11 protein-coding genes are annotated in these 13910 nt (G+C 35.4%); 3 read left to right on the forward strand and 8 right to left on the reverse strand.

All coding sequences use genetic code 11. The features are described 5' to 3' along the window. Positions 1 to 254: 254 nt before the first annotated feature. The gene (locus tag RICGR_RS03440; RefSeq protein WP_006035428.1) at positions 255 to 2291 is read left to right on the forward strand and encodes an ankyrin repeat domain-containing protein; all 2037 of its coding nucleotides are present in this window, start codon (positions 255 to 257) and stop codon (positions 2289 to 2291) included. A 45-nt stretch (positions 2292 to 2336) separates the two neighbouring features. Here the strand turns inward: RICGR_RS03440 and RICGR_RS03445 are convergent, their stop codons facing one another. The 3 genes from RICGR_RS03445 to RICGR_RS07475 form a co-directional block, all read right to left on the reverse strand. Beyond that, the gene (locus RICGR_RS03445; RefSeq protein ID WP_006035628.1) at positions 2337 to 4307 is read right to left on the reverse strand and encodes an MFS transporter; all 1971 of its coding nucleotides are present in this window, start codon (positions 4305 to 4307) and stop codon (positions 2337 to 2339) included. Between the two features lie 380 nt (positions 4308 to 4687). Further along, on the reverse strand, positions 4688 to 5527 hold the full coding sequence (locus tag RICGR_RS03450) for a DNA replication terminus site-binding protein (protein ID WP_006034839.1): 840 nt from the start codon (positions 5525 to 5527) through the stop codon (positions 4688 to 4690). 132 nt (positions 5528 to 5659) lie between these two features. Continuing rightward, complete coding sequence (locus tag RICGR_RS07475) at positions 5660 to 6100, reverse strand: response regulator (protein ID WP_240992212.1); 441 nt, start codon at positions 6098 to 6100, stop codon at positions 5660 to 5662. Between the two features lie 311 nt (positions 6101 to 6411). Here RICGR_RS07475 and folE point away from each other — a divergent pair, with 311 nt between their 5' ends. Next, positions 6412 to 6951: a GTP cyclohydrolase I FolE gene (gene folE, locus RICGR_RS03460; RefSeq protein ID WP_006035250.1), complete on the forward strand. Its 540-nt coding sequence runs from the start codon at positions 6412 to 6414 to the stop codon at positions 6949 to 6951. Positions 6952 to 6968: 17 nt separating this feature from the next. Here the strand turns inward: folE and RICGR_RS03465 are convergent, their stop codons facing one another. The 5 genes from RICGR_RS03465 to tmk form a co-directional block, all read right to left on the reverse strand. Then, positions 6969 to 8471 carry an ArnT family glycosyltransferase gene (locus tag RICGR_RS03465; protein WP_081441682.1) on the reverse strand — a complete coding sequence of 501 codons (1503 nt, stop codon included), beginning with the start codon at positions 8469 to 8471 and terminating at the stop codon, positions 6969 to 6971. Between the two features lie 139 nt (positions 8472 to 8610). Further along, positions 8611 to 10170 (reverse strand): adenosine deaminase family protein, encoded by a 1560-nt coding sequence (locus RICGR_RS03470; protein ID WP_006034867.1) that lies wholly within the window; start codon positions 10168 to 10170, stop codon positions 8611 to 8613. 8 nt (positions 10171 to 10178) lie between these two features. Then, positions 10179 to 10982, reverse strand: coding sequence for a TatD family hydrolase (locus RICGR_RS03475; RefSeq protein WP_006035443.1), 804 nt, complete (start codon positions 10980 to 10982; stop codon positions 10179 to 10181). After that, positions 10976 to 11950 (reverse strand): DNA polymerase III subunit delta', encoded by a 975-nt coding sequence (holB, locus tag RICGR_RS03480; RefSeq protein ID WP_006035812.1) that lies wholly within the window; start codon positions 11948 to 11950, stop codon positions 10976 to 10978. Before holB ends, RICGR_RS03475 begins: the two co-directional genes overlap by 7 nt. Continuing rightward, positions 11943 to 12599, reverse strand: coding sequence for a dTMP kinase (gene tmk / locus RICGR_RS03485; protein WP_006035023.1), 657 nt, complete (start codon positions 12597 to 12599; stop codon positions 11943 to 11945). The genes holB and tmk overlap by 8 nt, the downstream gene beginning before the upstream one ends. A 294-nt stretch (positions 12600 to 12893) precedes the next feature. Between tmk and RICGR_RS03490 the strand changes: the two genes are divergently transcribed. Beyond that, entirely contained in the window at positions 12894 to 13895 is a 1002-nt protein-coding gene (locus RICGR_RS03490) for a phosphotransferase (RefSeq protein WP_006034905.1), read from the forward strand. Positions 13896 to 13910: the final 15 nt, after the last annotated feature.

Below are 13910 nucleotides of genomic sequence, written 5' to 3' on the forward strand. Positions count from 1 at the left end.
TTCTGACATTGTTATTCTTCCTTATTTGTCATTAAACAGATATATATTATCATTAAAATGTCTAAAATGGTAATAGAGCATCTCACATGATAAAAAACCATAAATAATTCGTTACGCCAGAGTTTAAAGGATGATCTTTTTCATATTCCTTTTCTTGTTCTTGCAGATGCTCTTGAAAAGAGTAAAACAAGCGGTGTATATTACATTGCCAATAAATATCGATAACGAAAATAAGAAAATAAGGAATTTTCTATATGAAGCGATCATCTAATCCTTTACGTCCTCCCCTGCTAGATTCTCATACCGTTCCACCCGAACTAGTGGACGTATTTAGAGGAACCCACATTAGTGATAACGTTAATCCAGTTACCAATATTGAAGAAGCGCTCTATGATGCCTGTTATAAAGGACACGTGAAAAAAGTAAAGCGACTTATAAAAAGTGGAGCTCACGTTAATTCAGTTAATCTTAATGGAGACACGCCGCTCTACGCCGCATGTAGTAAAGGTCATGTTGAGATAGTAAATAAGCTGATAAAACACGGCGCTCTTGTTGATTTAACGAATAACAATGAAAAAACAACACCACTTTACCAAGCCTCTAAGCAAGGTTACACCGAAATAGTAAGATTACTTATAGAACATGGAGCTGATATAAATCTCCCTGACAAAGATGGCACAACATCCCTGCATTGTGCGTATTTTAAAGGTCATAATGAGATTCTAGAATTATTCATAAAAAATGAAGCCACATTGTACGAAACCAAAGAAAGATTATTTTATACGTCTTGTTTAACAGGTAACCTACAAGCGGCAACATTATTTATAAAGTATGGAATTAATGTTAACCTAGAAAATATTTTCGGAACACCTTTGGCTTGGGCCTGTTCATGCGGTCATACTGAGATCGCAAAATTGCTTATTAACAATGGCGCTGTTGTCAATGTCATGGACAACGGAGAAACGTTATTGTATTCCGCCTGCTCAAACGGTTATACCGGGATCGCAAAACTGCTTATTGAAAATGGCGCTAACGTTAATTTACTCAGTAACTGCGAAAAAAAAACACCTCTCTGCCAAGCTTCTCAACAAGGTCACACTGAAATCGTAAAATTACTGATAGATTCAGGCGCTGACATAAATCAAGTTGATCAAGATGGCATAATACCTGTGTATTATGCGTTTTTTGAAGATTATAATGACATCGTCGCGTTGTTTTTAGAAAATAAAGCAACGACGCGCGAATGTAAAGAAGGATTATTATGTTGCGCCTGTAAACACGGTAATTTTGAGATAGCAAAATTGCTCATACAGCATGGTGTTGATGTTAATTTAGAGGGGAATGGAGATGATGGGACGGCATTGGATTTGGCCTGCTCAAACGGCCATGTCGAGATCGCAAAATTACTTATTCAAAATGGCGCTAACATTAATGCAATGAATCGTTATGGAGGAACATCATTATCTTTTGCTTCTTCAGAAAACCATACTGAAATTATAAAATTACTGATAGATTCAGGCGCTGACATTAATTTACCGGATGACCGTGGAGTTACTGTTCTCTATAGTACCTGTTCTAAAGATCAAACTGAAGTTGCAACGTTACTAACCAATAAAGGAGCTAAAGTTAATATTGCAAGTAATAGCGGAAGAACCTCTCTTTATCATGCGTCTAAACAAGGTAATTCCACAATAGTAAAAAATCTTCTGAGCTGCGGGGCTTATGTTGATGCAGCGAGCAATAGTGGTCGAACAGCACTTTGTCATGCGCGTTTAAAAGAGCATAGAGAGATAGTAGAATTACTTATTTATAGTGCAATGCTTCAAAATATAGCGGACGAAACGCCAAACTTCATACAAAAGGATGAGAAATTATCAGCTGTTTGGGATACATTACGTAAAATTGAAGCAATAAAAGAAATTAAATCCAAAATAGTGTTTTCTTTCTATGATTTAACCGAAAAAGATGTCGATATCTTATCGAAATCTATTACAAACAGAGATTTAAAATTTCTAAGAGAACAGGTATTTCCCGATTATACCGATGGTCTGATAAAAAGATTAGAAGCAATTCATTTACATAAAAAAGAAAGGAGTGAAACGATAGACGCACTTCTTTCCAATTCCTGCTTTAAATATAATCTGTTTTCTCACGCTTCCGAACAAAACAGAAATCAAAATGTACAGTTAACCGAAGATGATATAAGAATGATCTTAGAATTCTTAGAGACTAAAGATCTAAAAACAATGACTCAAGCGGTTAATATGCCTTATTCTTTCAATAACTCATAATACTAACCCTAACTATCTTTTCAATCAGATGGGGAAACTCAGAGTTTAAAGATAAAACGAACACCGGTTTGAAGACACATTCGCTTCATGAGGTGTTGGCCTTATTTCAGTTTTTTCTTCAGGTAGATTAAAAAAGAATGTATGTGGAGAAGGTTTATTTGTTGTAGATGGTTGCGTGTTATGATCGCTCACTAATAGCGGATTTTCGTTATTTAACTTTGTTTTAGTAATAAAAGTTTCATACTCTTGGTTAATAAACTGATTAATTTGCTTTCTTTGAACATGATGAATATCGGGTGCTAACATGTTCCCGCTAAAGGAATTTACGCCACAGGCAACGGCGCCTGCGATGGATAAAGGAGAACCGTTATAAACTAATATAGAATTACCTATTGCATTAATACCAAGAACCAGTGGATCCCAAATTTTAGAGAAAAAAGAGTGAAGCCGATTTAATAAACGTGAAGAATGAGAATTAGCAGATTCGGGTTGAATCGGTTCTGAAGAAAATGGCCTTATAATGGCGTTTTTTAATTTATTAATGGATAAAAATATAAAGGCCATTTGCGCCATATAAGCCACGAGTCCTGTCACGATAGCGCCAGCTAATCCGATAAAAATGGATAAATCAACCCCTGCAGTGTAACGATAATACGCTAACCCCCCTAACCCTACCGGGAGCAAAAGTAGCATAATGACCAAACCTACTTTTTCATGGGTTTTTGCATGCTTTAACTGTTTAAACCATTCGATGCAATTTTTATAAGTAAATTGACAGAGTTGTAGAAAACTCATATTTAAGCTCGCTGGCTTTTTTAATAATTCCAAAGAAGCCGTTAACGTTGCAACCGTTAGTGTAATACCTATGGATACCGCTAAAATACCGACCAGAATAAAGGGCAATGGTGGCCAAATAATGGCTAAGATTGGTAAGAATTTGGCGACTAATCCGAAAATAGTGATATAGGTTAATGCGGTTGTTCCAACACCCACGGTTAATGAGGCGAATATCGCTAAGGGTGTTAGTAAATATTTGTAGAGTGTTGAAAATTGTTTCCGATTTCCATCCTGATCAATATATTCAGTAATGCCACCTTTTTTGATTAAACTTAATAAAAAGTCAGGAAAATTTTTCGATAAAAATCGAAAATTAGCCATAAATCCAAATAAAGTAATTAATACTCCTAAAGTAATTGCTGTAAATGATAAGCTAGGAAATAGTAAAATAATCACCGCGCCTGTTGAAATTCCGGATGCTAATGCGGCAATAAATGCAAACGCAACGCCACTATATTTAAGCACTTTTTTCTTTTTAGTGGGTGTTTGAAACGTGGCAATGGCTTCACCTATTTTTTCAGTTATTTGGGGATTACTTTCAAATAAAACGGGTTCATTATTTGAATTTAAATTTTTAGACAACACGTTGTTTAAATTTTCTTGCTGAGAAAAAATAAAATGGATTAAATCATCTTTTCCGAGGGTTTCTTTAAATTGGCTGATATCTTTCAAATCAACTGAATCGTGTGCAGAATTTTGTTTTATCGCATTATTGATTTGCTGACAAAGGATGAAAATAACCGCTTGGAATCCGATATTAATGTCATAGCGATCCTCTTTATCAAGATGGGTTTTATATTTTAATTGTTGGCGTAATTTTTTTTTATCCGCATTGGATAAGTTTAACTGCTCCAGCTTAGATTTTGGATTATCTTTCCATACCATTAAAACAAGTGTTAGTTGTGATAGTGTATTTTTAAGATCGTAAAGCTGTTGAATTGTTTTATCGTTATTTTCAGCCGAAAATTGACTATCGTTAATGTTATCAACTAAAAATTTTTTAAATCGAGAATTTACTGTAAATTTATTGATTGATATTTCATTCTTCTCTTTCAAACAGTAATCGTACCATGCCTTTTTAATAGGATGGCCAATATTGCGTAAATCCTCTAACGCTTGAAAATATTTTCCAGCAAGTAAATTTTTTTGTATGGATACAACATGATCATGTTTGAACATAAGAACTCCTGCTGCATTAAAAAATTTTTAGCTTCACTCTTCAACACTAACTTAAGTGTAGCTCGCCTAGCTTAAAATAGAATTAAATCTTTCTTAAGAAGGTTTATGTTTGATTATAGATAGGCTTGATTAAGCGTATAAGCCGCTTATTTTTAGCTGTGGGATGAACAAGAAGATCGACAAATTTCGGTGATAGGTAAGCTATTATAAATATTCGCTTTTATTATAGTAGTAAGATTCATTTGAACATATGTCATTTCGAATAAAAACATACTATTCCCTTAATGTTATAAAACCCTCATGGAGCACTGACTTTACTTTATAGCGTCAGCCAATAAATTTAACCACGTAAGAAAAAAAACTGCAACCACTTTATTTACTTAAAGTGGTTCTTTTTTATAACGATAGACGCTGATAGACGGTAGAAAAGCAACGGACTCAATTCGCTTATCGACACGCATCTTACGGGTTTCAGATGCGGATTTACTAAAACAGACGATTGGATTTGGTAATTGTTGATCATGCAAGTAAAAGAAAGGTAAAGCAGTACGAATATCTTCGTAGACAGAACAATTATCCTCTTTTTTAAATGCGCCAATATTGACAACCCAACCGGGCTTAATCGCACGGTGCTTTATGAGTTTAGTTTGCTGTGGTAAATGGCTTAATTTTGCTTTCTGTATATCGATATGTAACCCCTTCCCTGCCTTGTCGAGCAATTTTTCAGATGCTTTTTTTGACAAATGTTTACTTGTTGTGTGTTTACCTTTCGTCCAAGCAATGCGTCTCGGATGATAATTGATAAACATAATATGTCGAAAAACCTGTTTTAATTTAACGCCTGGATAACCGGCATGTGCTAAAGTAGTACGTACGAATTTAGTGACATCTTGACCCAGTGCTTGATGACAGGCTTTCAAAAGCTGTTTAAAGGCTTGTTTAGATTGATTAACCTGATTAATCAGCATTAAAGTTTCTTCAGTCGCGGCAACAACACCAGGACATTTAAAGGTTTCTTGTGGCGATAACTCCGGTGTTGGGCCAAAATTTCCTAAAGCAAAAATAACTTTATCGCGGTTATTAATAAATTCCCCATGACCATTATCGACCCATAATGGGTACTTTATCAGCTTCGTTCGAATATGGAATTGACACGAATCAATCGCCTGTAATAAATCAACAAAACAGTTAATGAATTGGGGTGCAAAATCGATTAACATAGACCCTCCTGAAAACTTAATTTACCCGCTAATGAATAGTATGGATATCATTATAAATAAATGGGCTATTGTTTGCGATAAAGTTAATTGGTTATGGGATAAATATTAGGTTATTGACTCAAGACAGGATTATTATTGATTCGCGTGAAATGGTTCTTTTATTCGAGAATGGCAGAAATCAATCGCTTTCGACAATGTCTGCGTATCGAATGGCTTCATAAAAACAATATCAGCGCCTAAATATAAACATTTTTGCTGTGTAGGAGCATCCGCTTGTGCGGTTGCTACGATAAGCGGTGTCAGTTGGTTTGCTTTAAACTCACGTATTGCACAAATGACTAACTCACCCGATTCATCCGGTAAGCCTAAATCCAATACAATAAGATTATAAGCGGAATGCTCAACGCGATGAATCGCCGTTGTTGCATTAGATGCAATTTCTACTTTATATCCTAATTCAGAAAGACAGTGACTTTGTATTTTTTGGCAAAACGGGTCGTCTTCTACCAATAAAGCAGAACGCTTTAAGCAAGCAGATTCTTTAACAGTAAATTTCTTTTTTAGATTATCCATAAAACCATCCATTCATTTTTTTTAATCGTTTTAAATCATTTTTATACTCAATTATTTTATTTTACTTTAATTAAATACTTATAATTAATAAGCTAATTTTATGCCTTTACGGCAGTTTATATCCTATGGACATTAAAGTGAGGTGTCAAGTTATTGAAATATTCCACTTAATTTTTTTATTTTTAAAAAATTAAGTGGATGACGCATCGATTCGACAAGCACGTTGATTTAATGCCGAGAACTGTTAATCTATTATATCCATTCAGCTCAGAAATAACTGATCTTTATTCATTTTAATAACATAAAAAATTATGGAAAAGCACATTAAAGCTATTTTAACCGCCCTTGGAGAAAATCCTGAACGAGAAGGTTTAAAAAACACCCCTATGCGTGTTTCTCAATCCTTACGTTATTTAACCGGTGGTCTGCATGAATCGTTAGATGAGATTTTAAATGGTGCGGTGTTTTGTTCAGCGATGGAAGAAATGATCGTCGTTAAAGATATTGAATTATATTCGCTTTGCGAACATCATTTGTTACCTTTCATAGGTGTGTGTCATATCGCCTATATTCCAAACGGAAAAATCATTGGTCTTTCAAAAATACCACGTATTATTAATTTTTATGCAAGGCGATTACAAATCCAAGAAAATTTAACCCGACAAATTGCGGAAAGTTTAATAAAAATACTGGATGCGAAAGGAGTTGCTATTATTATTGAAGCGAAACATCTCTGCATGATGATGCGTGGTGTCGAAAAACAACGTGCTTCGATGAAAACATCCGTCATGCTCGGTTTATTTCGAGAGGATCTCCGTACACGGTCCGAATTTTTAAGTTTAATCACCTAGATTTTTATTTCCGCGGTTTAATTTTTAAAATATTTTAAGTAAAAAAAACTGGGCGCATGGGGCAAATAAGGCGGATCAACCCAGTAGGTATCATTAATGGCTTTTAATATTTTTTGTCGATAGACCGGATAATTAAACGTTGTTCCCAACAAATAATAAAAAGGAGTGCGTTGATAATAAAATTGATGTAACGTCACCTTTTTAAAATAGGGCTTGTAGTCATTATAAACAAAAGGCGTACGCGAAAAAATTAAAAAATTTTTCTGATTAAATGCTTTAAAATCAGTAATTAAATCGTCCTCTCGACCATGATAAGAACCCTTTAAAAAAACAGAGGCATAATGATTCGTATCATAAAAAAATAAACTGGCATCGGCATAGTTAGGGCTCGCATAAATCACCGGTTGCGAATATTTTTGTATTAAAAGTGCATTGATAGCTTTATGATGAAAAAAATAAATAGCTTTATTCGTGTTTAAATTCAGAATAGTGTTGTGCTGTATCCATTTAATTGGAATAATGAGTAAGCTGACAATAAGCAATAATTGGATACCACTCCAATAAATCGTAAATTTTAATAATTTTTTCAGATTTTCTGTGCTCAAATACAAACCTGCCCACATATAAATAAAAGGGATAAATGCCAATGGCCAATGAAGTCCTATGGATTTAAAGCTACTCAGTATAAAAAATGATAATAACGGGATAAAAAAGAAATAAAATGCAGCGTGTTGTTTCAATTCTTCTTTAGGAAACTTTAGGATCGCCCATACCAAAGGGGGGGTGATGAGATAGAGTAAGATGAGAATATAGCCCAGCAACGTTTTGAAACGAAAGCCCATATCATGGTTTCGGTTGTATATATTAAATAAAATATTTGACCAATCATGTTGATAATTCCAATAAATATTCTGCGCTACAAAAGGCAATGTGAATACAACCAATAAACCTAAACCAATGAGCCGTGCACGATTCGGCGCAATACCTATAAAATATACGGCATACGCTAACCCTAATAAACAAGCAAAATATTTTGAAAAAAAAGCGAGCCCTAAAAACAAACCGCCTAAAGCAAACCAACGCCAATCATCCCCTTTTTTTAAAGCCTCTAATACACAAATAAAGGATAAAAACGAAAAAATAAACAACGGCGTATCCGTTGTAATAATAATGTTGAACAAACTTATCGGCGAAATGATTAATAAAAAACTCGTGATAGCCGCGCGTTCTGGGCTTTCTTTTTTAAGATACAGATAAGACACGACACCGAGGATAAGACTTGTAAAAATAGCAGGTAAACGCAGTGTCCAAATTGCATGGCTCCATTGCAAAAATGGATATAAAACAAATCCAATCATCGGCGGGTGGTCGTAGCCACCACCACTCAGATAAGTACCCCATATGGCATAATAAGCTTCATCGGCGGTAAGCGGAATAAACCACGCTAATAGGAGTTTAATGACAAGCACGCAAAAAAGCGCTATTGTAATGCGTGTACTTGGGGAGAAAATAAGTTTCATTTGCTATTTTTTAGTTGTTATTATCAAAAATAAATGAGCCGATAGTAATCGCTGACTGCCGTAAAAACAAGCCAAGGTTACAAAGGAAGGGTAATTTTTAACCACTCTGCCTCTTTACATATGATCATTATCGTTATGTTCATTTCATTATTCGTGATATTCGTCGGCTGTTTTCTAGGCTCTCTTTTTCACATTGTAAATGATGTTTACTATTAATAAAGGAGTGTTCAAATTTTAAAAATTGTTGTTCTAATTCCCACTGACTTTCTGCTTTTTCATTTTTCATTAAAAAACGTTGACAATTCGAATACAATTTGCCGCGCATTAGACTTGTTTTACACACCGGCACGGGTTGCTGATAGTGGTTATCAACCCATAAATGTTTTCCGGGTAAAAAACTAAAATGAATACTATTACGTACCAGTTGTTTTAAAAAAAAATAGGAAAAATGATAATTCTTTACAGCGATTTTAAATTGTTCAGTCAAATTGGTCCTTAATACTCCTTCATCGTCGGTCGATAATACGAACGGCACTTGATAATGTTTGTAGAGCAAGAGGGGATGTTGTTTCCCGTAAACCTGTAATATGGCTGCATTACTACTGAGATTAATTTCAACAACAATTTGCTTTTTAGCCATTTCTTGCAGTAATTGCTCTGCGTTATTTTCATAAGAAATGGAAACACCATGTCCAATACGGTTCGCATGGGCTATTTCAATCGCTTCACGGATATGAAAACGCAAACCGCTCAACGGTACTAAACCTTTAACCAACTCACCTGCATGTAAGCTAATTTTTACGCGAGGATAGAGTTGATGCAAAAATCCAATCATCTTCATCTGTACATGATAATCCCGCATTGACAATTTTCCATCTTCGGCTTGAACAAGATTAATACCTAAGACGCGTGAATCGCGACTCGCGAGTTCAAAACCTGCTAATAACTGTGCAAAAACGTGTGTGGGTGGTTGTTCGCGGAAAACCTGATATAAATAACGTAATTTGAAACCTGGATAGACCTGTTTTTCTTGCTGATTAAAAATTTTTATTTGCTTTTGATAAAAATTAAATTGATTCGACATTTCTTTGACGATAGAAATAATACCCTTATGGAGAAGTTGTTGACGTAAACGATTTAAATCGGGATTCCAAACCAATTGACGGCCCAATAATCCAGACCGATTGTTATCCGGCGTAACCATTAACTCTAAATAAAGGAGATTTTCGTGACGGGCCCTTTCAATAGTCTCGCGTATCATTTCAGGACGGTGTTGAATTAAAATCGGTAGAAATTTTTCAAATGTTGCAAAAAAATGATCATGTCCTGTTTCTTTACCGGGTCGGAAATTCCGCATCGACCAGGCATCAATAATTTGGTGATATAAGCGAGGAAACTTTTGTAAGTGTGCAACATAATAAGGTTCAGTACAATGCGGATCTTTTTTTGCAGCAAAACTTTTCGCATGAATACACAAACCATCCCGACGGGCATAATGCAACATATTTTCTGCAAGGCTAGCACCACCCAGGTGATTATGCAGATCACCTCCTTTTGGCATGACCCACAAAAAAGTATCTAATTTTTTAGGTTGATTTTGTATTGAATTAAAATAAACGGCTGTGGCAGTTTCAGCACTCATTTCCGCAAAGGATACATGATAACTACACAGCAATAGAAAACAAAATAACACCCGCATGATTAAACTTAATTATCCTCAATGAATGAATTCCCGCACTGTGCTTGCTTAAATAAAGTAAAAAAATTAGCCGTCGTTTGTTCAGCAATTTTATCGAATGAACAACGACGCAATTGTGCTAAACATTCAGCGACATAACGTACATAAGCGGGTTGATTTGGTTTACTACGAAAAGGATGCGGCGTTAAATAAGGTGAATCCGTTTCAATCAAGAGATATTCCAAAGGCAATCTTTGCGCAATCGCTTTTAATTCAATCGCGTTTTTAAAGGTTAAAATACCTGAAAAAGAAATATAAAAATTTTCTTTAATAGCACTTTCGGCCATACTTAAATCTTCTGTAAAACAATGTAATACCCCCCCCACGTGTTGAGCGCCCTCTTCTCTTAAAATGTTTAAAGTATCCTCACGAGCGTGTCGCGTATGGACGATCAATGGCTTATTGACCGCAATAGCCGCACGAATATGCTGACGAAAACGCTCTTGTTGGCATTCTTTCCGTGTAGTGTCATGGTAATAATCTAAACCCGTCTCACCGATAGCTACCACCTTAGGATGTTGGGCAAGTTGAATTAATTCAGTCAAACGCACCTCTTCACGCAAGGACTCCGTGGGATGAACACCAACAGAAGCAGAAACATCCTTAAATTGTTCAGCAATCGCTAATACGGCTGGAAAATGAGTTAAATCAATACAGACACAAAGAAAATGGAATACATCGTGTTTCCGAGCAAAAGCCAAACAAGCGCGCAGATCATTATTAAAATGATCAAGATTCAAGCGATCCAAATGGCAATGTGAGTCAACTAACATGATTTACCCTGCAAAGCCCAGCGAGAAAGTAGATCGTCTAACACCAACGATACATTCAGTGTAACGTTAACCATTCGCGCGCGTAATATCATGATCCTATCGTAATACTGTAATAAAAAATCCGTCGATAAAACCCTTGCGAGATGTGCAATTGAATCAATTGTAGCGGTATAGCCACGCAATAACTGACATTTTAGTAATTCATTCAGCAGGTTCAATAATGCCGATAATAATTGTTGTATATCCGTTTTTAGATACTTCGCAGCACAACGTATAGGATTTAATGTTTGATTCACTAATTGCGCTAATGAGTGGACTAAATCTGCATAAAATAAAGGATAACCTTCCTCTGCGTACCTTACAGCAAGTAACGGTGCACCCGAAGAAAGGTGATAAAGTGTATCGAGAGCTGATGCGGGAAGTTGCTGCGCTAACCACGCCATGGCTAATGATTTTTTAGGTGGGTTAAACCGAATGAGTTGGCAACGACTCCGAATAGTCGGTAATAAATGTTCTCTTTTTTCAGTCAATAAAATGAATAAAGAACGACAACTAGGTTCTTCTAAACTTTTTAATAACGCTTGACTTGCCGCAACTAACAAGCTATCCGCGGGATTAATCACAATAATTTTATAAGTGGCTTGACTCGTATGGTTTAATTTATCGGTGATATCACGTATTTGATCAATTTTAATCCCCTGAGTCGATTTTTCTGTCGTCAGCAAGGATAGATCAGGGTGGGTACCGGCCGCCACTAAGATGCAATCGCGACACGCTTGACAAGCACGCGACTGTTTAGGCTGTTTACACAATAAAGTTTTAGCAAAATGAAGAGCAAATAATGATTTGCCTAAACCCATTTGCCCGGCGAATAACAAGGCATGCGATAAACGGCCTTCTTGGTGAGAACGATACAGTTGCTGCCATTGCTGAGTGTGCCACGGTAAAGGGATAGAATAATTATTCATCGGATTTTACCCATAAATGCAATAAGCGATCCAAAACGTTTTTAATTTGTTTTTGCACATCTTTTAAAGAGCGGCTCGCATCAATAACCTGGTAAACATCAGGTCTTTGTTGAGCTCTTTCAAGATAACTCGCACGGGCTCGTGTAAAAAAATCATGTTTTTCAGCTTCAATACGATCGGCTGTTTTTCGATGACGCATGCGTCGTAGGGCAATATCAACCGGCGCGTCCAGTAATAAAACCACGTTAACGTTTAAATCCTGTTGCACCCACAGATGCAAACTACGAATAAACGCTACATCAATCCCTCTACCACCACCTTGATAGGCGTAACTTGTTTCGGTAAAACGATCACAGAGTACCCAATCACCCCGTTGCAAAGCAGGTTTTATCACATAATGAATATGTTGCGCGCGTGCTGCAAAAAACAATAAGAGTTCCGTTTCAGGAATAAGCATTTCAGGTGAAAAATCAGATTGCAATAATAGCGAACGGATTGCCTCGGCGATCGGTGTACCGCCAGGCTCACGTGTAATCGTCAGTGGAATGTGGGCTTGTTGTAAATAATCAGCAACAAACTTAAGTTGTGTTGATTTACCAACGCCTTCTATCCCTTCTAAAGTAATAAAGCGTGCGGGTGTCGTTTTCATAAACACTTTCATAGATATTTTAACAATTATACGCTGAATACGAGGCGTTATGCGAATAAAAAAAGAATTAAAATACGAATATCTGATGATTCTTCATCGTTCATTTTTGAAAATTCTTGACTTCATTTTTGAACCTTTGCAGCGATAACATTTTATTTCATCCGTTTTTTATGTACAATGCGCTCTTTTAAGTAAAAAACGTCTCAGCGGAGGATAAAGTAAAGAAAGAAAAAATAAATAACATGGACGTTATCCGTTATTTTTTCAACCTAAAAGGAGCATTTACCAGACGTAATGGATTTACATAGGTCAGAGCAACCCATAGAAACACTCTATAAAAAAGAAAGTGATTTTATAAGCCATATATTATCCGATATCATACTCGAAAAAGAAGGCCCTGCGATCTTTAATAAAAATCTTTTAATCCGATTATTAACATTAAAGATTGTTCACCCCCATAAGTTTAAAGAAATTAGAGGAGGACATTCGAATACAACCTATCATTATATCGACGAAAAACTGGTATTGCGCATTCCTAAAGCCTATAAGCCTTTATATCCCAAGCTGTTAATAGAAATAAAAAACCTGGTGCAAGCACATTTATTGAATTTAACTTCTTTAAAAATGGTAGCCTATTATTCAAAATACAATCTGCTTGTTACCGAATTGATTCCAAGCTATCAATCTTTTTCTGCAATTGACTTCAAAAGCCCTTCTAAACTTATCTCGTTAGCGCATTTAGTTAAAAAACTCCATTATTCTCAATGTAATTTTAAAAGAAACACTGAAACAGCGATTTCTTTTATTGATGATTCTTCCCGCTATTTTCAAACAGTTAAATCTATTTTTAATAAAAAAGATTACAAAATATTAAAGAAATTAACGGGTATCCAAAATTTTCTTAAAAAATCCAATACTTTAAAATTCCCATCACATGGTGATTTACATCACTTTAATATCATTGAAACGAATGGTACTATGCAATTAATCGACTGGGAACTTTCTAGTCAAGAAGATCCGGCTTATGATATCTCGAGATTATTCTGTGTGACAGAATTTTCTTATGAACAAAGGCAGTTTTTTTTATCTATCTACAAAAATGCTTACAATATTATTGTATCTGAATACGACATCAAAAAATTAATCAACCGAATATTTCTTCATGAATCCTTAAATTATTTTTCCATCATCATTCAAAGCCGTTATATGATGTCTTTTTTTCCTGTAGATAAACAAAAATTTCTCATAGAAACCATCCAAAACTTTTCTGTAAAAGACAAACTTATTTGCTATTAAACACTTTAACGAAAT

The organism is Rickettsiella grylli (assembly GCF_000168295.1).
Taxonomy (GTDB): domain Bacteria; phylum Pseudomonadota; class Gammaproteobacteria; order Diplorickettsiales; family Diplorickettsiaceae; genus Aquirickettsiella; species Aquirickettsiella grylli.